The 19281-nt window shown below is 56.4% G+C and carries 15 protein-coding genes; 8 read left to right on the top strand and 7 right to left on the bottom strand.

Annotated elements, in window-relative coordinates:
* Positions 1–16 precede the first annotated feature (16 nt).
* Together dddP and HGP17_RS14690 are read left to right on the top strand one after the other, a co-directional pair.
* Positions 17–1354: a dimethylsulfonioproprionate lyase DddP gene (gene dddP / locus HGP17_RS14685; RefSeq protein WP_168810149.1), complete on the top strand. Its 1338-nt coding sequence runs from the start codon at positions 17–19 to the stop codon at positions 1352–1354.
* A 110-nt stretch (positions 1355–1464) separates the two neighbouring features.
* On the top strand, positions 1465–2463 hold the full coding sequence (locus HGP17_RS14690; protein WP_168810151.1) for an ABC transporter substrate-binding protein: 999 nt from the start codon (positions 1465–1467) through the stop codon (positions 2461–2463).
* 123 nt (positions 2464–2586) lie between these two features.
* On the opposite strand, the gene HGP17_RS14695 is transcribed toward HGP17_RS14690, so the two are convergent.
* The 4 genes from HGP17_RS14695 to HGP17_RS14710 all read right to left on the bottom strand — a co-directional run bounded on the left by HGP17_RS14695 (position 2587) and on the right by HGP17_RS14710 (position 8253).
* Complete coding sequence (locus HGP17_RS14695) at positions 2587–4317, bottom strand: PAS domain-containing methyl-accepting chemotaxis protein (protein WP_168810153.1); 1731 nt, start codon at positions 4315–4317, stop codon at positions 2587–2589.
* 298 nt (positions 4318–4615) lie between these two features.
* Complete coding sequence (proP, locus tag HGP17_RS14700; protein ID WP_246704101.1) at positions 4616–6133, bottom strand: glycine betaine/L-proline transporter ProP; 1518 nt, start codon at positions 6131–6133, stop codon at positions 4616–4618.
* A 99-nt stretch (positions 6134–6232) separates the two neighbouring features.
* Positions 6233–7594 carry a HAMP domain-containing sensor histidine kinase gene (locus tag HGP17_RS14705; RefSeq protein ID WP_168810157.1) on the bottom strand — a complete coding sequence of 454 codons (1362 nt, stop codon included), beginning with the start codon at positions 7592–7594 and terminating at the stop codon, positions 6233–6235.
* Complete coding sequence (locus tag HGP17_RS14710; RefSeq protein ID WP_168810159.1) at positions 7591–8253, bottom strand: response regulator transcription factor; 663 nt, start codon at positions 8251–8253, stop codon at positions 7591–7593. The genes HGP17_RS14705 and HGP17_RS14710 overlap by 4 nt, the downstream gene beginning before the upstream one ends.
* Before the next feature lie 137 nt (positions 8254–8390).
* On the opposite strand from HGP17_RS14710, the gene HGP17_RS14715 reads away from it, so the two are divergent.
* From HGP17_RS14715 to HGP17_RS14735, 5 genes are all read left to right on the top strand, one after another.
* On the top strand, positions 8391–8885 hold the full coding sequence (locus tag HGP17_RS14715) for a hypothetical protein (RefSeq protein WP_168810162.1): 495 nt from the start codon (positions 8391–8393) through the stop codon (positions 8883–8885).
* Between the two features lie 121 nt (positions 8886–9006).
* Complete coding sequence (locus HGP17_RS14720) at positions 9007–10161, top strand: efflux RND transporter periplasmic adaptor subunit (protein ID WP_168810164.1); 1155 nt, start codon at positions 9007–9009, stop codon at positions 10159–10161.
* Complete coding sequence (locus HGP17_RS14725) at positions 10158–13307, top strand: efflux RND transporter permease subunit (RefSeq protein WP_168810166.1); 3150 nt, start codon at positions 10158–10160, stop codon at positions 13305–13307. Before HGP17_RS14720 ends, HGP17_RS14725 begins: the two co-directional genes overlap by 4 nt.
* Before the next feature lie 271 nt (positions 13308–13578).
* Entirely contained in the window at positions 13579–13896 is a 318-nt protein-coding gene (locus HGP17_RS14730; protein WP_168810168.1) for a hypothetical protein, read from the top strand.
* Positions 13897–14172: 276 nt separating this feature from the next.
* Positions 14173–14421 carry a hypothetical protein gene (locus HGP17_RS14735; RefSeq protein WP_168810170.1) on the top strand — a complete coding sequence of 83 codons (249 nt, stop codon included), beginning with the start codon at positions 14173–14175 and terminating at the stop codon, positions 14419–14421.
* A 148-nt stretch (positions 14422–14569) separates the two neighbouring features.
* On the opposite strand, the gene HGP17_RS14740 is transcribed toward HGP17_RS14735, so the two are convergent.
* A complete protein-coding gene (locus tag HGP17_RS14740; RefSeq protein ID WP_246704102.1) occupies positions 14570–16660 on the bottom strand; it encodes a cache domain-containing protein in 2091 nt (696 codons plus the stop codon).
* Between the two features lie 307 nt (positions 16661–16967).
* Positions 16968–17321: a helix-turn-helix domain-containing protein gene (locus HGP17_RS14745; protein WP_246704127.1), complete on the bottom strand. Its 354-nt coding sequence runs from the start codon at positions 17319–17321 to the stop codon at positions 16968–16970.
* 162 nt (positions 17322–17483) lie between these two features.
* Here HGP17_RS14745 and HGP17_RS14750 point away from each other — a divergent pair, with 162 nt between their 5' ends.
* On the top strand, positions 17484–18194 hold the full coding sequence (locus HGP17_RS14750) for an SDR family oxidoreductase (RefSeq protein ID WP_168810174.1): 711 nt from the start codon (positions 17484–17486) through the stop codon (positions 18192–18194).
* Positions 18195–18390: 196 nt separating this feature from the next.
* On the opposite strand, the gene HGP17_RS14755 is transcribed toward HGP17_RS14750, so the two are convergent.
* Positions 18391–18969, bottom strand: a complete 579-nt coding sequence (locus HGP17_RS14755; RefSeq protein ID WP_246704103.1) for a helix-turn-helix transcriptional regulator — start codon at positions 18967–18969, stop codon at positions 18391–18393.
* Positions 18970–19281: the final 312 nt, after the last annotated feature.

The following is a 19281-nucleotide window of genomic DNA, read 5'->3' on the forward strand; positions in this document are numbered from 1 at the left end:
GTCGAGGGGACTGAACATGGACGACTATTTCCGCAATCGGCGCAAAATCGATCCTTCGCGGGGAGATCGTCTCGGTGACGGTACGCCGAACGACAACGACCGCATCGAAATTGGCCCAACCCAACTTGCCTTCCGGGAATGGGAAGCTGCCGGGCTGGTGCTGCCCGACCTCGCGCGAATGCGCGATTTCCGCTGGCGGCGCCTAGTGGAGGGGTTAGTCTCCAAGGACATCGGCGGCTTGCTGATGTTCGATCCCCTCAATATCCGCTATGCAACCGATACGACCAATATGCAGCTCTGGAACAGCCACAATCCGTTTCGCGCCTGTCTCATTTGCGCCGATGGTCACATGGTCATGTGGGAGTACAGGCAGGCGCCGTTCCTGGTGACCTATAATCCGCTCGTCAAAGAGCTCAGGCACGGTGCCTCTTTCTTTTACAATGTCTGCGGCGACGCCACAGAGCACGACGCCGGCACCTTCGCAGCCCAGGTTGACGAGGTCATGCGTTCCCATGTCGGCGCGAACAGACGGATTGCCGTCGACAAGATCATGGTTCATGGCTTGCGCGCTCTGGAAAGAGCCGGCTTTGAGGTCATGGAAGGAGAGGCGTTGACCGAACGCGCCCGCTCGATCAAGGGGCAGGACGAAATCAACGCGATCCGCTGCGCCCATGTTGCCTGCGAGAACGCGCTGTCGGAAATGGAAGCTTTCACCCGAGCGAACGTTCCGAACGGAGATGTCAGCGAGGACGATATCTGGGCCGAGCTTCACAAAGGCAATATTCGCCGTGGCGGCGAATGGATCGAGACGAGGCTCCTCACGTCGGGACCGAGAACCAATCCTTGGTTCCAGGAGTGTGGGCCGCGAATCGTCAGCAACAATGAGATCGTCGCCTTCGATACCGATCTCGTCGGCTGTTACGGCATGTGCGTGGACATTTCTCGCACATGGTGGATTGGCGATGCGCGCCCGGGCAACGCCATGGTCTCTGCCATGCAGCACGCCGTTGACCATATCCGCGAGAACATGGCGATGCTCAAGCCGGGCGTCACGATCAAGGAACTCACGCATGGCGGCCACCAACTTGAAGACCGCTATTGGAAGCAGAAATACTCCTGCAAAATGCACGGCGTAGGCCTCTGCGACGAGTGGCCGTTCGTACCCTACCCGGATGCGTGGGTGGAGGGTGCCTTCGACGCCGCTCTGGAGCCCGGCATGACCATCTGCGTTGAAGCTCTCGTAAGCCCCGAGGGTGGTGACTTCTCCATCAAGCTCGAGGACCAGGTGCTCATCACCGAGACCGGATACGAAGACCTAACGCGCTATCCCTTCGACAGCCGACTGTTGTCCTAGACCTCAGCCACATCAAGGGCGGACCAGACTGCGAGCTCACGCAGCTTTGGCAACCGTATTTGGCCAGAAAGAATTGAACTTCCGAAACCAAGACTGGAGATCGTTGATCAATGTACAGGTTCATCGCATTTATGATGTTTGTGGTCGGCGCCTGGGCGTCGGCGGATGTCAGCCAGGCGGCGGATTGCGGCAATGTGTCGATAGCCGAAATGAACTGGGGTTCCGCAGGCGTTGCCGCGCATGTCGACAAGATCATCCTGGAGAACGGCTATGGCTGTAACGTGTCGCTGGTCACCGGCGATACCATGCCGACATTCACATCCATGAATGAAAAAGGCGAACCGGATGTTGCGCCGGAGATGTGGATCAATGCTGTTCGAACGCCATTGGACGAAGCGGTTAAGGAAGGCCGCCTGATCGAGGTTGCGCCGCTCTTGAGTGACGGCGGCGTGGAAGGTTGGTGGATCCCGAAATTCATCGCCGATGCGCATCCTGAGATCACCACTGTGCAGGAAGCCCTTAAACATCCGGAGTTGTTCCCGGCGCCGGAAAATCCGTCGCACGGCGCGATCATGAATTGTCCATCTGGTTGGAATTGCGAGATCGTGACAAGCAACCTCTACAAGGCACTTGGCGCCCAGCAAAAGGGTTTCGATCTCGTCGAAACAGGATCGGCTGCCGCACTCGATGGTTCAATTGCGAACGCGTTCGAGAAGAAGACGGGATGGCTCGGATACTATTGGGCACCGACCACGATCATGGGCAAGTACGATATGGTGCAACTCGATTTCGGGACACCCAACGACAAAGCGGAATGGGACCGGTGCACAGCGGTTGCGGACTGCCCCGATCCCAAGGTGAATTCCTATCCGATTTCGATCGTACTGACAGTGGTCACCAAACAGTTCGCGGAGCGCGCGGGCGTGGCGCTGGACTATCTCAAAACCCGTAAGTGGGACAACAAGACCGTCGGCAAGATATTGGCCTGGATGGACGCAAACCAGGGCACCAATGAAGATGGGGCTAAATATTTCCTTCATACCTACCCTGATCTATGGACAAAATGGTTGCCGCCGGATGTCGCCGGAAAGGTCAAGGCGGCTCTTTGACAAGTGCGCAGAGAGCCACTGCAAACGCCAGCGGCTCTCTCTTTGTTCAGGAATACGGCTTTATTCGCCACAATCAAATCGGCACCTTGCGCTGCATCCAAGCCTGCCCCGCGCCTGCCGATCTTACGCGGTCTTATGCGCCAATGGCCGACCTGAGGCTGAAGATACCGGGCGAAGCGTCCGGGATCTTGCATGGTCCGATCTTCGTTGAACCCCATCGTACTCGAACTGCGCAAGTAGATCGAACAACGCCGCCGCTTCGCGCGCAAGGCTGTGGCTAGCAGCAGTCTGCTCCTCCACCATAGCCGCGTTCTTTTGAGTTCCCTGATCAACAGTGTTCACGGCTTGGCTAACTTCGCCGAGAGCCGTTGCCTGTTCGCGGGCGGCCTCGACAATCGCCACGACGTTGAGATCGATTTCCTGCACCTGGGCGGCTATCTCCTGCAAGGCAGCGCCGGCATCTGTGACAAGCGCAACACCATTTGACACTTGCGCGCCCGACGCAGTAATCAGCACCTTGATTTCCTTGGCCGCTTTTGCTGATCTTTGTGCGAGTTCGCGCACTTCCTGCGCGACAACCGCAAATCCCTTCCCCGCGTCCCCTGCTCTTGCCGCTTCGACTCCGGCGTTGAGCGCGAGAAGGTTTGTCTGAAAAGCGATTTCGTCGATAACGCCGATGATGTTCGAAATCTCACGGGACGACGCTTCGATTTGGTCCATAGCACCGATCGCATTGCGCACGACCCCACCCGAATGCTCCGCATGGCTGCGTGCTTTGCCAACCAAGCCACCCGCCTCTTCGGCACGACGGCTGGAATCTTTGACTGTCCGCGTAATTTCCTCCAGAGCGGCGGCCGTTTGTTCGATCGATGCGGCTTGCTGTTCCGTGCGTTTGGCGAGGTCGTCTGCGGCTGTGCGAATTTCATTCGAACCCGACGATATTGCGTGGGCATTGTCGGCGACCGTAGTCATTGCTCGGCTGAGCTTATTGGAAGCACTGTTGAAATCAGTGCGTAGCCTCTCCAGCGAAGGAATGAATGGCTTTTCGATCTCCTGCGAGAGGTCGCCGTCCGAAAGTCTGGTCAAGCAATCGGCAAGGCGCTCGACATTCTCGACGCGGCCGGTGACGTCTGTGGCAAACTTAACGACTTTGAATACCCTGCCGTTGAGATCGAATATCGGATTGTAGGAGGCTTGGATAAAAACTTTGCGGCCGCCTTTGCCCAATCGCATGAATTCATCGGCAACCAGACCGCCGGCAGCGAGTGTTGTCCAAAACTGCTTGTAGGCATCCGATGCGGTGTAGGAGGGATCGCAAAACATCGAATGATGCTTTCCCTGGATCTCAGAAAGAGAATAGCCCAGGGAAGCGAGGAAATTTTCATTGGCTGTCAGGATGTCTCCACCCGGCGTGAACTCGATGAGAGCCTGGGCTCGAGAAAGAGCTTCTATCTTTCCCGCATCTTCAACGGCTTTCATCTTCTGCGAGGTAATATCGGTCGCGATCTTGACAATTTTGACCGGTTTGCCTCGGCGGAAAACGGGATTGTAGGACGCCTCTATCCAGATTTCCCGGCCACTTTTTCCAATCCGCTTGTATTGCTGCCGGTCAAAGTTGCCCGCGGCAAGTTTCGACCAGAATGCCTTGTAGTCGGATGAAGCGGCATAGCCGGGTTCGACGAATATTCTGTGGTTTTTGCCCAGGATCTCGTCGAGCTCATATCCGAGCGTTTGACAGAAATTCGCATTTGCAGTGAGGACGTTGCCCGAGAGATCGAATTCGATCATCGCCTGGGATCTGGAAACAGCCGCTAGAACCGCAACCGCATTGGCACCACGATCAAGTATATTCACTGAGCATCCCTCAATAAAATGCGCCAGCCTTGAAGTTATGTTGATATATCTACGCCTCCTCCATTAAATCATACTTAATAGTGTATTTGTATTTCAGTATATTAAATCATAATATCAAATAATTGTTGAGATACGCGGAAATCGACACAACTAAAGCCGTTAATCTTATCGAATAGCGCCCCGATAAGATGGTTCATTGATGTGGAGCTTGAACACGCGCACGGGAGTTCTCTCAGTCAAGGCTTATCCCACTGCTGTCGGCGCTGGAGGCAGAACGGCGGCTCGACGGGCGGGCCGCTCAGGCGAGCTTCGGATGCTGCCCCCCGAGATTGTCGCGCTTTTTCTGGAGAAGGTCCATTTGTTCCTTGAGATCGTTTATCGCATCGTCGATCTCTTCGACACTCTCTTCGATATAGGCATAATGTTCGGCAAGAAGGGCTTTTGCTTCCTTCCGGTTGGAGGCATTGGGCGTATCGCCGTAAAGCGGTCGGTTTGCGGTTTCTCTCAGAAAAATAGTCGTGATCAGGCCGACCGTTGCCGCGATCATCAGGTAGTAGGCGGGCATGTAGATATTATCTGTCGCCTCGACTAGCCAGGCGGTCACTGTGGGCGTCAGACCCGCGACGACGATCGAGATATTGAAGGACATCGCCAGTGCACTGTAGCGGATGCGGGTAGGAAAGAGCGCCGGCAGCGTTGCAGCAAGAATACCAACAAGGCAGTTTAACCCGACGGCAAGGATCAATAGCCCGAAGAAGATACCGATGGTGTTGCCACTTGCGATCAGATGAAACGCAGGCAGTGAGAGCAGCAGAACGACGGCGCTGCCGACAGCAAGAAAGGGACGCCGGCCAATGCGGTCGCTTAGAAATCCGACAAGCGGCTGTACGAACAACATGCCAACCATGACGGCAACGATGATGAGAGCACCATGATCCTCGCTATAGCCGAGGGTCTTCGCCATATAGGTCGGCATGTAGGTCAGCAGCATGTAGTAGGTGACGTTCGTTACGAGCACCATACCAATGCAAATAGCCAGTGAACGAGGATGCTTCCTGATAATCTCCATGAACGGGACCATCGGGCGCTCCCTCAGAGCATCCTTGTCCTCCTTCTCGGCGCGCAGGCGCTCGGTAAAGGCGGGCGTCTCTTCGGCGGCGTGTCTCAAATATAAACCGACCAAGCCGAGCGGGGCCGCGAGGAAGAATGGGAAGCGCCAGCCCCACGCGATGAAATTGGCCTCGCTCATTGCGGCACTGAGGACCACAACCAGGCCTGCGCCCAACACGAAACCGGCGATCGAACCGAAGTCCAGCCAGCTGCCAAGAAAGCCGCGACGTCTATCCGGTGAATATTCCGCGACAAAGATAGCCGCACCCGTGTATTCGCCGCCGACCGAGAAGCCCTGAACAACCTTGCAGATCAGAAGGAGGATCGGTGCCCAAAGTCCAATCATTGCAAAGCTGGGAATAAGTCCGATGCAGAAGGTGCTGATTGCCATGATGACGATCGTCAGGGACAGGACCTTCTGTCGTCCGAATTTGTCACCGATCACACCGAAGACTAAACCACCCAGCGGCCGGACGAGAAACGGCACGGAGAAGGTCGCAAGCGCAGCGACCGTCTGAACTGCCGGCGATGCATCGGGAAAGAAAACCTTGCCGACGGTCGCTGCCACAAAGCCATAGACGCCGAAATCGAACCATTCCATCGCGTTGCCAAGAGCAGCTGCGGTGATCGCTTTCTTAAGTTTGGAGTCTTCGATGACGGTGATGTCGTTGATGGTAAGTGCTTTGGAATTTCGGTGTGCGCTCAAGCCTGGGCCTCTAATCATGCTGGATCGCCCTTTTAGAGGGCGAAGGCAAATGCTTGAATTAGCTAAAGGTTCCTTTTACACGCGATCCTCAAGGTGGGGTCAGGCCTTTCCTAGGGGAAGACCAATGACGACGACAAGGCCGGAATCTTGACCAGACGGGATGCTGATGGAGCCGCCATAGAGCTCGGAGAGTTCCTTTGCGATACTAAGGCCGAAGCCATGGCCTGGGACAGTCTCATCGATGCGAACGCCTGGCGCCATCGCCCGAGCGATTTCGCTATCGGACAGGCCCGCCCCGTCGTCGGCGACCGTGATCGCTGCGCGATCTCTGTCGGATGTGACACTTATGGAGATCGACGTCCGCGCCCACTTAAAGGCGTTGTCAACGATATTTCCGACGATCTCGTCAAAATCCTCGGCCGAACACGCAACGACGGTTTCCGACATTATCTTCAGAGTGGCAGAAAGGCGCCGATCGGCGTAGAGCCGACGCATCATGTTCAAAATATCCTCGATCCGAGGACCGATTGATACTGTCTGCGTTTGTCCGACCGCCGAAGTTGTCGATCGCGCCCGCGCGAGGTGATGGCGAATGCGAAGCTCTACACGTTTGACAAGATCGCGCAGTTCACCAGTGGTGTCATTCTGATCATTAAGCGCGAGTTGAAGGCTTGCCACCGGCGTCTTCAGACTATGTGCGAGATTTGCGAAATGGATGCGAGTGTCGTGCAAACGGACATCGTTCATTTCGATCAGGCGGTTTATCTCATCTCCGATCGGTGCCAGTTCCACAACGTCGACTGCCGAGAGCCTCGCCGCTTGACCGCCCGAAATCGCGGAAAGCTCTGATGTCAGGGCTCTGAGCGGCTTTAGTCCAAACCTCACCTGGAGGAACCCGCCGATCATCAACGCAAGACCGAGCGCGATCATCGTCGCGATCAGCCAGGCAAGTGCCTTCAAAGCCGGCACGAAGATCGCCGATGTCGGAGCCGTCACCAGGATCCTAACAGCTTGATTATCGACGAGCGCGTTGACAACCCGGACATGGAGACGCGTTCCTTGATTGTCGGTCCCTTCGGTGGGCTGCGATCGCTCAAGCAGGAGACTTGTCCATTCAAAACGCGGCGGTGTCATTTCAAGGTTGGTTCCGACCAGTGACCGGGATGACAGGTCCAAACCTTTGCCAGTCACCTGCCAATACCAACCCGAGCCAAGCCTATCGAAAGGCGGACCGTCCAACGACGTTTTGATTGCGACCTTGCCGCTGGTGTCCGCAGTTAGGGCGTTGCGAATACCCTCGATCTGAACGTCAAGCCGCTGATCAATTTGTTCCCTCACAATCGAGGTGACGATAAACCAAAGAACCAAGGCAGCGATGGAGATCGTTGCGCCAGCAAACACGGCCGAGAAGATGACAAGCCGACCGGCTATGCTGGCCTTGAAGAAACGGCGTATGGTCATTCGCGCGCCGTCAGCATGTAACCACGACCTCGGGTCGTCTCGATGAAGGTTGTGCCGATCTTCTTGCGCAGTCGGCCAACGATGACCTCGAGCGAATTGGAATCAACATCCGCGTCGCTTTCGTAAACTCGCTCGGTCAGTTCGCGGCGGTCTACGATGGTTTCCTTGCGCAGGATCAGACAGGACAGGACCCGCCATTCGAACGCGGTCAGTTTCAATGGAAGACCATCTAGCTCAAAGGTGCCAAGCTGCGCATCAAAGGTGAGCGCCCCACAGTTAACCTGCGAGGCCGCATGGCCGGTTGAGCGACGAACAACGGCGCGCAGACGAAGGACAAGCTCCTCCATCTTGAATGGCTTGGTCACAAAGTCGTCTGCGCCTGCTTTGAAAGCGGCGACCTTGTCCGGCCACCCATCACGTGCCGTCAGGACAATGACCGGAACGGTCCGTCCGGCATCGCGCCACGACCGCAGCACCGAGACCCCGTCGACTTTCGGCAGACCGAGATCGAGAACGGCAGCGTCGTAAATCTCTGTAAGCCCCGCATGCTCGGCGTCCTCGCCGTTGATGGCGACATCAACAACAAAATTCTCGGCTCGCAAACTTGCTGCCAGCCGCTTGGATAAGTCACTGTCGTCTTCAACCAAAAGTACTCGCATTGCTACTCTTTCGGGTTCAAGGCTTGGTTAGAACTAAGGCGTGGACCCTTAACTGAAACTGAACCGGAAGGTTCAGCCTGCGTCGGGAAACAGGCGATAAATTTCCACTCGTCGAAACCAGTATGGGACTTCCTGATATGACAAATGACACCGAGATCAACCAACCAGCTGACAACGCGCCGAAGCGCCGCGCCGGCCGTAGGCACGTTGCAGCCTTCAGCGTCGCCGCAATCGCAATCCTTGCGATCGGCGCGACTGGAGGCGCGGTTGCGATAAGCTTGACGCGCCCAAGCGTCCAGATGCCACCTATTGCTCCGGTCGCTATTTCGAGCCTGAAGGACGATTGGAACATCGTAACGGTCAAAGGCAAGGTGGCAGAACTCTTCGGTAACAAATTTATCGTCCAGGATGATACCGGTCGCGCACTCGTCGAGACAGGGCCAGCCGGCGAAAGCGGCAAGCTCGTTGAGATCGGGGAGCCCGTTCGTATCCAGGGGCGTTTCGATGAGGGCTTCCTTCACGCCAGTTTCCTGATCCGTCAGGACGGCGAAACTGTTTCTCTCGGCCCACCGGCGCCCCCACCGCCGCATGGCGGTCCCATCGAAGCAGCAATGCGCCATCTGCGCCTTTAACGCGAGTGTCCAAAATACGAGGCAAGTATCCGATTCTCGCGGTGAAATGACCTTCATCGCGGCCAGGTTGAACCAATCTGGATTTGTTGCGTTCTTCCGCGGCTTTGATGGAGTGACACGCATGACAAGTTCTTCCGTTCTCTTGCCGGTCGCTCTCGGCGGCCGGCTACTTACGCTGGCAACACTACTTGCTGCACAGTCCCTCAACGCTTCTGCAGCGGATGAGGCACCGGCGGTACCGGTGACCGTAATCACCGCAAAAATCGAACAGCTGGACCGTGTGATTAATGGGATAGGAACGGTCGCACCGCTCCAATCCGTGACTGTCCGCCCCCGTATCGACGGTCAGGTGGTCGAAGTACCTTTTGCCGAAGGCGAGATCGTGGAAAAGGGAAGCATCATCCTGAAGCTTGACGACAGGGAGCTCGTTTCTGCTCTCAACTCGGCAAAGGCCAAGAAAGCGCAGGATGAGGCGCAGCTTAACAGCGCCAAGGCGGATGCCGAGCGCTATGCGGCTCTCGCTGAAAAAGGCGTGGCTTCCGCATCGACGATGGAGCAGAAGAATGCGGCGAGCGAGCAATATGCCGCAGCGGTGCAGTCCGACGATGCCTTGATCAAAAGCGCCGAGACACAGCTCAGTTTTGCGACGGTTGTTGCACCATTTTCAGGTCGAACCGGCTTCAGGCAAGTCAACGTCGGCAGCGTCATAAGTGCCAGCTCGACCGACGGTATTGTTACAATCACACAGATGGATCCAATCGCTGTTTCCTTCGTCGCGCCAGGCGACAGGTTTGGCGAAATCCGTGAAGCGCTCAAACAAGGAATTTCGGAAGTGACATTGGCGTCGACGGACGGCAGCCGGGTCCTTACTAAGGGCCGGTTGACCATCATGGACAACGCCGTGGATGCATCGAACGGCTCGATACACCTCAAAGCGACGTTCGACAACAAAGACGGCATCCTATGGCCCGGCTTGCCCGTCGCAACAATTCTGACCGTTGAAAAGCACCGAGGTATCGTCGTGCCCGACAAGGCCTTGGCACGCGGCAGAGACGGCCTGTACGCCTACGTTGTTTCAGGCGACGGCAAGGTTTCAAAACGCATGGTCCGGACGGCTTTCGTGACGGATGCGCGGGCGTTGGTCACTGAAGGCATCGCCAATGGCGAGCAGGTCGTCATGGACGGTCAATCACGCATTGGCGAGGGCACGAAGGTCACGGTTTCGCCATGGACCGGCACACCGACCGGAGAACTCGCCGACAAGGCGACGCCATGATGTCCTCTGATCAGAAGCAAACAAAAGCCGCAGGTTTCTTCGATTTTTTCATCATGCATCCGGTCGCAACCGGCCTGATCATGTGTGGGATGTTTCTGGTTGGCGCGGTCTGCTATCCCTTTATGCCGGTATCGGCTCTCCCACAGATCGACTTTCCGACGATCCAGATCGAAGCCAACCTTCCCGGCGCCTCGCCCGAGACGATGGCGTCCAGCGTCGCGCAACCTATAGAAGAAGCCCTTTCGCGAGTGAGCGGCATTACCGAGATGACCTCGAACAGCGCACTCGGCACGACCTCGATCACCGTGCAGTTCGGTCTTGATCAGGATATTCAGACGGCGGCAAGCGACGTGCAGACCGCGATCAGCGAAGCGGCGGGACAGCTTCCCAAAGACATGACCTCGCTGCCGACGGTACACAAGGCAAACCCTGCCGATGCGCCCGTTATGCAGCTGTCGGCAACCTCGGACACCCTGACCCTCCCCCAGCTTGACGAATATATCGAGCGTAACGTTGCCTCGAAAATCGGTCAGGTCTCAGGCGTGGCGTTCGTCAATATCGGTGGCAAGCAGAAGCCTGCCATCCGGATTGCCGTCGATCCCGGTCGTCTTGCCCAGGCCGACGTGACCCTGGAAGATGTCCGCACCGCAATCGGCAACCTCAGTCTCAGCGCGCCCAAGGGAAATATCGACGATCCCACACGGACCTTTCCGATCTATACGAACGATCAGATCTCGAGCAGTGCCGAGTGGAACGACGCCGTTATCGCTTACCGTAACGGCGGCCCGGTCCGCATTCGCGATATCGGTCAGGCGACTGACGGTGCGGAAAACAGCAAGATGGCTCATTGGACCAACGGCAAGAGGGGCATTGCGCTTGATGTGTTCCGCCAACCGGGCGCCAATGTCATTGCCGTCGTAAACGCCGTAAAAGAGCAGCTGCCGGCGCTTCAGGCTTCGTTGCCAAGGTCGATCAGGCTCGAACTGGTAACCGATCGCACGACCACGATCAGGGCCTCAGTGAACGACGTCCAGTTCACTCTCATGCTGACCATCGGTCTCGTCGTCGTCGTCATCTTCCTGTTCCTTCGCAACGTACGCGCGACGATCATTCCGGTCCTGACCCTCCCAATAGCACTTGCCGGATCGCTCGCGCCGATGTGGCTTCTGGGTTTCAGCCTCGACAATCTGTCGCTGATGGCTCTCGTCGTGGCGGTCGGGTTCGTGGTGGACGATGCAATCGTCATGCTGGAAAACATAACGCGTCACATCGAGGATGGGATTGACCCGCAGCAGGCCGCGCTGACAGGCGCACGTGAGATCGGCTTCACCATCGTATCGATTAGCCTTTCCCTGATCGCAGTTCTAATCCCGATCCTGTTGATGGGTGGGATCGTCGGGCGGCTTTTCCGCGAATTCGCGGTGACGTTGACTGTCGCGATCGTCATTTCCGCAATCGTTTCCCTGACACTAACCCCGATGCTGGCGTCAAAATTCGTTCGTCCGATTGAAGAAAGCCAACGCGGGCGTTTCTACAAGGCCGGCGAAGCATTCTTCGAGAGACTGACATCGCTCTATGTCCGTAGCTTGAAACCGGTCATTCGTCATCGCTATCTGACGCTGACCGTCTTCATGGCAACGATCGCGGCGACGGCCTACCTGTTCATCGTCGCACCGAAAGGCTTTTTCCCTGAACAGGACACGGGCTTTATCGCCGGACTGTCTCAAGCATCGCCAGATATTTCCTTCACGGAGATGGCGAAACTGCAGGAACGAGTGAGCGCCATCATCATGAAAGACCCCGCGGTCTTCAGCGTGTTCATGGACATAGGCGGCGGCAATGGCGGCAACGCACTCAATCAAGGCCACGTCAACATCACTTTAAAACCCCGGGAGGATCGCGATGCCAGCGCAAAAGCCGTCATCGATCGGCTGGGATCGGCCTTGAACGCTCAACAGGGTATCAAGCTTTTCATGCAGTCTGCTCAGGACATCAACATCGGTGCACGACCGGCAAAGACGCAATATCAATTCACCCTGCAGGATGCCGATATCGCGGAATTGAGCGCTTGGTCCGCTAAGATCACCAGCAAGCTGCAGGGATTGTCGGAACTGAGGGACGTGGGAAGCGACCAGCAGGCCGAAGCCCCAAACCTGACCATCAAAATCGATAGAGCGGCGGCAACCCTCTACGGTGTCATGCCCGCGACCATCGACGAGACGCTCTATGACGCTTTCGGCCAACGCCAGGTTTCTTCGTTCTCAACGCAGACCGATACGTTTCGTGTTGTCTTGGAGGTCCTGCCAAATTTGCAACGGGATATCGCGACGCTCGACCGTCTTTCCGTTCGAGCAAGCAATGGCACACTGGTTCCGCTATCGGTCGTCGCCAGATGGACCACGAACGGCACCTCGCCGGTTTCGATTTCCCATCAGGGGCAGTCTCCAGCTGTTACGATCTCGTTCAATCTTGCACCAGACGTCGCGCTTGGAGAGGCGACACAAGCGATCGAAAAATCCGTCGCCGACATGCATCCACCCGGCTCGCTCCAGACGACGTTCTCAGGCAGCGCCAAAGCATTCAAGGACTCGCTCGGCACCATTCCCCTGCTAATTCTCGCCTCGTTGGTCGTCGTCTACATCATTCTCGGTGTCCTTTATGAAAGCCTCGTTCACCCGCTGACCATCCTTTCAACTTTGCCGTCCGCCGGACTGGGAGCGCTGTTGGCACTTCAGCTGGCGGGTTTCGATTTCGGGCTTGTCGCGATGATCGGGGTCATTCTGCTGATCGGTATCGTCAAGAAAAACGGCATCATGCTGATAGACTTCGCCATTCAGGCAGAACGAGACGAGGGTCTCACAAGCGAGCAAGCAATCGTCAGAGCGGCGCAGATGCGGTTCAGACCCATTCTGATGACGACTATGGCCGCTTTGCTCGGTGGCCTGCCGCTTGCCATCGGACACGGATCGGGTGCGGAGCTCCGCCAGCCACTCGGTTACGCAATCGTCGGCGGCCTCGTCGTCAGTCAGCTTTTGACCCTCTACACGACGCCCGTCATCTATCTTCTTCTCGACAAGCTGCGGCGGCGTGGACGACCCAAGACCGACATCACCTCCGCAGGCGCTCACCGAATATCGCTTTCCTGAGGACTTCGCCTTTATAAATAATCAAGGAAGGCAGCCGGCCGTCTATCTTTTCAGCGACAGGGAATCCGATCAGTACGAGGCGTATGCCGGCATCGTTCGAACGAAGCATCGAAAATCGTCTTTGTATGAAATCGACATCCTGCAATTGCTCGGCGAGAAACTTTTCAATGCGTGTTGGTGCCGCAGGATCTCATCCGGCTTCATTTGCTGGTGTCTTCGGAACCATTGCAAACGCGATGAAGTTTAGTTGGACGACAACGGAGTTACAGTGATGCGCAACCTTCTCGGCAACGTGAATTCTTTCCTGCTTATTTGCGCCATCGGCCTTTCGACTTCACCCGCATTCGCGATTTCTCGCATCGACGCCACTCGCCACACATGCGGCGAGCTGCGCTCTGCCATTGCAAGCCGCGGCGCGGCTATCATCACTCATCCTGGGTCTCGCCAGTCGGGAACACTTTACGATCGGTATGTGAGCGATAGCGGCTATTGCAATTCCGGTGAAGTAGCGACGGATGATTGGGTGCCGGCCAAGGACCGAAGCTGCCGTTTGCAGAATTGTCAGCCTTACGAACCGCCGTTTGATTGAGCGCAGCTGGCCCGTCATAATCACGGGGTGGTAGAAAATCCCTGCCCTGCTCGCCGCCCCGAGTCGCCCTGGGAGTAGGGCTGCTCGTCGCGTCGATCGCGATCAAGCACGCACCAGCGCGGAGCAATGTCCTGATCTCAGTGATGTGAGACGAAACGAGGCGATAGCGAGGTAACTCGCCGGCCCCGCGACCATGGAAACCTGTCGTTTAGGAAACTTTCATACAGGCCACACGGACGAGTGTTATGTCTGCCGAAAATTGATCGGGAGCGTGACATGCGGGAAGAGAAGCTGCGGGAGACAAAGGAGATCGCCGAGACGATCAGGCAATTGGCGAAACCGGGAATGAAGCCAAAGGCACTCATCGACGCCGTCAGGCAGAGGTATCCGGACGCGACGAAGAAGGACGTTGCGCGCGCGGCGTTCCTGTCCGTGATCATGGCAGCGGAATACGATCCAGAGGACACACAGGCGCTGCACGACATCGCGATGAGTGCTCGGGACGAAGACGATGGTGAACCCTGAATATCGTTTTCCGTACGGAATAGAGTAGACATGCCAAGTCAACCGCCGCAGTTCTGACCTAACAGAATTTGCACTTCATCACTGGCTCACCGTTCCAGCAGATTGGAGCAGCAGTTAACGCGTCCGGCAATCCGCTCATTTCAATTCATCATGAAGTTTTTGAGTTCACGTCAAAGCGCACGACATTGCTGAGATCTACAGACTTCGACGCCTCTGCCGCCAATGCTTTGGCGAGTTCTTCAATCTTGAATGGCTTGCCGACAACTGGGCGATCGATCTCCAGGCCGGCTTCAAGCTTGTCGCTATATCCTGTCATCAACACGATCAACAATCGTGGATATTTTCGCGCCACAGCGTCGGCAAGTTGAATCCCCGACATTTCCGGCATCATGATATCACTCACGATGGCCTCGATATCAGACCGATCCTCCAAGATTGCAAGCGCCTCGACGCCGCCCGTTGCCGTCAAAATAGTTGTCACCGTTCCTTCCAAGGCAAATCGGACGGATTCCAGTGATGCAGGTGTATCGTCAACGATCAAGATGGTTTTCGGTAAATCGAAATTTCCACTTTCGTCACCGTGTCGCGCCCGTGGCGCGTCCGATTTTGGCAATAGGAGCGTAAAGGCGCTGCCGTGACCGGCTAGGCTAGTGACCTTCACCTTGCCTCCAGCCGCCTGCATGAAGCTGTGAACCTGAGTCAAACCCAGGCCGGCCCGACCATTGTCTTTCGTTGAGAAAAACGGCTCGAACACCCGCGTTAGATTGGCGGAATCGATACCCTTTCCGGTGTCCGTGACAGTCAGCGCCACATACTGCCCACGAAGCGCGCCATCCTCCGAAGCACCGTCCTCGATGTTTGTGGCCGCGATATAGACGCGCCCCCCATTCGGCATTGCCTCTCGCGCATTTGTCAAAAGATTGATGAGCGCGATTTCAAGTCCTACCGGATCGGCGCGAACGGGCCAAAGATCACCACGTACGCTCACATCCATGACAATCGTGTCATTAAGTGCTTGTCGCAGCAGAGGTTCGAATTCGACAATTTTGGTATCCAATTCGATGTGCGCAGCACTCTGATTGGAGCGCTTTGAAAAAGATAGCAGGCGCCTCGTAATTGCCTTTCCCTGCTCCACGCCGTCCGCCATGTGGCTAAGCAATTTTGTCACTCTCTGCTCATCATCTCTGCGCCGCTTGATACCTTCGACACCCGATTGAAAAATCATGAGGAGATTGTTGAAATCATGCGCGGCCTGGCCCGTCAGTTTTCCCAAGGCATCCATTCGTTGCCAATTGGCCAAGCTCTCGCGTTCGCGGTTGCGAAAATTGACTTCACGTTGGAGAAGAGCGGCGGCCGCGCCGGCGAGCAAGATCGTAAAGCAACACCCGGCAACAACGAATACGAGAGCCTTGTTGGCCAGCGCATCATATTCTGCCATCGGTATACCGACTTTCACCCGCCAAGGTGTTTGCGAAAGAACGGCGTCCGCTACGCGTAGTTCTCCCCCGTCCTTCAAAGTCGCAAGCGCCGTTTCGGTGCCCGAAAAACCTGCAAACTCGGTCTCCGGCTTGCCTGCCAGTTCGGTTGGACCTGTCGATGTGATCAATCGCCCTTGCCCGTCGACGATCCAGGCCGGCCACGTGTCGGGAAGCCCCGAAGCGCGCAGAAGGTTCGTAACCATTGCCGGGCGTATGACTGCCGACAGGACGGCCTTTATCTTATCGTTTCTTTCGATCGGTACTCGGATGGCAAATGCGGGTCGGCCTTTCGTACCAATCACGATGTTGCCTACGACTGCCTGCCCGGTCGCAAGCAATCTGGTATAACTTTCAAGATCGATGACGCGCCGGCTGGACGACGTCTCCAGCGGAGGCAAGGATAAGGCGACATTGCCGTCTTCATCGGACACGCGAATCTGATCCCAGCCGGGCACACGCTCACGCAGCCGGCGCGCTGTTTCCGCAAAGCTCGAACGCGTAATCGGCAGATCGAATCTCGGCGACTCGGCGATCACCGACAGGAGCTGGATCTGAGTATCCAATTCACGTTGGATGGTCGCCGCGATCGTTTCAGCCTTCACCCGGATATCATTGTCGAGCGATTCCCGCTGCGCGGTAACGAAAAACCAACCCATTGCCGCAGCTAGAATAATGACTGGAATCAGGGAAGCGCTCAGTAGAAGAAGCGCTGGACGAGCCCTATTCAAAACATCTCCTATGGACTGGACTTTTAATACCATGACATAAGCTTCTGGGCAAAACTTACAAGCTTACCGTTGCCTGATGTGTCCGATATCTACAGTTTCGAATATTCAGCCGATGATTGTCTCGGCCAATCCCAGTTTTATAGAATTGTGGTCCGACTAACATACACAGGGACATGACAGGCTATTGGTCGGGTCCGTGCTCGCGAGCCGCGGGAAGTAGATCGTCACCATCTCCGTCGATTGTTTCGGAAAGCCGGATTACGCCCGACACCAGAAGCAATCATCAGAGAGAATTTGCCTTAGCTTCCAAAGGCCATTCCGTCCGCAAGCTCGCGTGGCCCTACGCGCGCAGGTCATACTCCAGCTGGGCGCGCTCCATTTCAGCTCCGTTAATGATCGCCCACTGATATAGCGCCGCAAAAGGTTCACGAAGCGACTCCGCCATGGGCGTGATCGAGTATTCCACGCCAACCGGCGCCGTCGGCAGGACATGCCGCCGAACAAGCCCGTTTCGCTCCAAGCGTTTTAGCGCATCCGCCAGTGCCTTGTGTGTGATCCCGTCGAGCCGACGCATGATTTCATTGAAACGTGAGGGCTTGGTACAAAGAACGCTCAGGATGAGGATTGACCACTTGTTGCCGACCTGCTCGAGCACTGGCCGCGCGCGTCTGGCATCGAGCAGAGCATCGTCCATCAGACTTTTCAGCGAACGGGCGCGCTGCATTTGTCCAGCTGCAGAATCGGCCTTCGACGATGCCATCGATATACTCCTTTATACCTGCTTTACTCGCGGTGCGTATTTCACATCAGATATAGAATTTATATCTAGCTCCTGTACATTTCAAAGGAGTCAGAAATGAAGTTGCAGGACAAGATTTCCTTGGTCGTTGGCGGCGCTAGCGGTATCGGCGCGGCGATTGCGGCACGCTTTGCCGATGAGGGTTCCTTCGTATACGCCACCAGCCGCAAGCCATTTGACACGGAAAGCCAACAAGTCATTCCGGTTGTCGCCGACGCCGGTGCACCTTCAGATTTGAAACAGGTCTTCGAGCGGATCCGGGGTGAGAAAGGGCATATCGACGTTTTGGTTTTGAATGCCGGCATTTCGGAATACGCCGAGCTGGGTGATATCACTGAAGGCACCTACGATCGCATCTTTGGCCTGAACGTCCGCTCTCTGGTGTTTACAGCTCAGGAATCCCTTGGCCTGATCAAGCAGGGCGGCGCCATTGTGCTGATCGGCTCGATCGCCGATGCCATCGGCCCTAAGGGCTATGGTGTTTATAGTGCCAGCAAGTCGGCTGTACGATCGTTTGCTCGAACCTGGGCGAATGAGCTGGCGCCCAGGGGTATTCGTGTCAATGTGGTCAGCCCGGGGCCGACTGACACTGCGATGATGGCGGCAACGACTGACGAGGTTAGGGCCGCCCTGACAAGCATGATTCCGCTCGGCAGAATGGGCCGGCCCGACGAGGTTGCTTCTGCCGCGCTTTTTCTCGCCAGCGACGAGAGCAGTTTCACCACCGGCGCGGAGCTCTGCGTTGACGGCGGGGCGACGCAGGTCTGACACTGCATATCGCAAAGCAAGGCCAAGCTTGACGTAGCAACCAAGCGGGCAGCCAACTGCCGGCTCGGTTGCAGATGGGACTCTTCATGCCTTCGCCAGTCGCGCTTGAAAGAGGTCGGGCTTCGCTCTTCCGTACTTCTGGCGTTTCGATGAGCTGTTCTTCGACGAAATGCGTCGAACGAATTTCGTGCACGGCTTACCGAACGGATCTGGCAACGGGATCATCGCGCCGTTCAAGCGACGAGCGAAACAGCCTGGGTGTCGTTCCCGTCCGTCGCTTGAAGATGTCATAGAACCGGCTACTGGATCCGAAGCCGCAGTCATAGGCAACTTGCAGGATAGGACTGCTGGTCTCGGCGAGTTGCTGCATTGCCTGCGCCAGGCGGTAGCGCGTCAGATACTCGTTCACCGGAATGCCGAATATAGTCCGAAAGGTCTTGTTGGCGGTGCTTGGATGCACTCCAGCAAGCTTGGCCAACATTGAAAGATTGACTTGCTCGGAATAATGAGCATGGACCAGATCCGCCAATGCCTCGGCGCGATATACTGCGTTGCTGATGCCCGACGTCACCGATTTTCGGGCCGTGGAATGATGATAGAGGTCGTTTGTTGATTTGCGCTGAGAGCTGACCCGCGACTGGAGTGAACCCCTCGGGCTGGACCACGGGACGCGGAAAAACTGATACACTCTGCGGGCCTCAATCGGAGAAGGCTCATGAAGTCCCGAGGTCCATATCGCAGGCATTCGACGCCGTTCAAGTTGCAGCTTTGCCAAGATATCCGAAACGGCGTCATTGGGCGGCGAGACGCACAACGCACTTATGGGATGTCCGCAAACCTCATCCAGTTATGGCTGACGCAGTTCGATCGCGGCGAACTGAACGATGAAGAAGCTGAAGCGAGCGCTATTGCCGAGTACGAGGCCCACATTGCAGCCGATCGCCGATCATGTGCTCTCGACTTGGCCAAGCGCAGGGACGCTTCCTCGCCGCACCGATCAACCAAAAGCTAAACGCGGCGTGAGCGTTCCCGGGCGGTGAAGTTCGCCGTCAACCCATGGCGAATAAGTTATCTTATCAAAAAGCTG

It is taken from the genome of Rhizobium sp. P38BS-XIX (assembly GCF_012641435.1).
In the GTDB taxonomy this organism is placed as follows: Bacteria; Pseudomonadota; Alphaproteobacteria; order Rhizobiales; family Rhizobiaceae; genus Rhizobium.

What these genes read in the sequence shown, in the direction of transcription:
- dddP (WP_168810149.1), top strand. Translation starts at nt 17, where the DNA reads ATGGACGACTATTTCCGCAATCGGCGCAAAATCGATCCTTCGCGGGGA.
- HGP17_RS14690 (WP_168810151.1), top strand. Translation starts at nt 1,465, where the DNA reads ATGTACAGGTTCATCGCATTTATGATGTTTGTGGTCGGCGCCTGGGCG.
- HGP17_RS14705 (WP_168810157.1), bottom strand. Translation starts at nt 7,594, where the DNA reads ATGACCATACGCCGTTTCTTCAAGGCCAGCATAGCCGGTCGGCTTGTC.
- HGP17_RS14710 (WP_168810159.1), bottom strand. Translation starts at nt 8,253, where the DNA reads ATGCGAGTACTTTTGGTTGAAGACGACAGTGACTTATCCAAGCGGCTG.
- HGP17_RS14715 (WP_168810162.1), top strand. Translation starts at nt 8,391, where the DNA reads ATGACAAATGACACCGAGATCAACCAACCAGCTGACAACGCGCCGAAG.
- HGP17_RS14720 (WP_168810164.1), top strand. Translation starts at nt 9,007, where the DNA reads ATGACAAGTTCTTCCGTTCTCTTGCCGGTCGCTCTCGGCGGCCGGCTA.
- HGP17_RS14725 (WP_168810166.1), top strand. Translation starts at nt 10,158, where the DNA reads ATGATGTCCTCTGATCAGAAGCAAACAAAAGCCGCAGGTTTCTTCGAT.
- HGP17_RS14730 (WP_168810168.1), top strand. Translation starts at nt 13,579, where the DNA reads ATGCGCAACCTTCTCGGCAACGTGAATTCTTTCCTGCTTATTTGCGCC.
- HGP17_RS14735 (WP_168810170.1), top strand. Translation starts at nt 14,173, where the DNA reads ATGCGGGAAGAGAAGCTGCGGGAGACAAAGGAGATCGCCGAGACGATC.
- HGP17_RS14740 (WP_246704102.1), bottom strand. Translation starts at nt 16,660, where the DNA reads ATGGTATTAAAAGTCCAGTCCATAGGAGATGTTTTGAATAGGGCTCGT.
- HGP17_RS14745 (WP_246704127.1), bottom strand. Translation starts at nt 17,321, where the DNA reads ATGGACGATGCTCTGCTCGATGCCAGACGCGCGCGGCCAGTGCTCGAG.
- HGP17_RS14750 (WP_168810174.1), top strand. Translation starts at nt 17,484, where the DNA reads ATGAAGTTGCAGGACAAGATTTCCTTGGTCGTTGGCGGCGCTAGCGGT.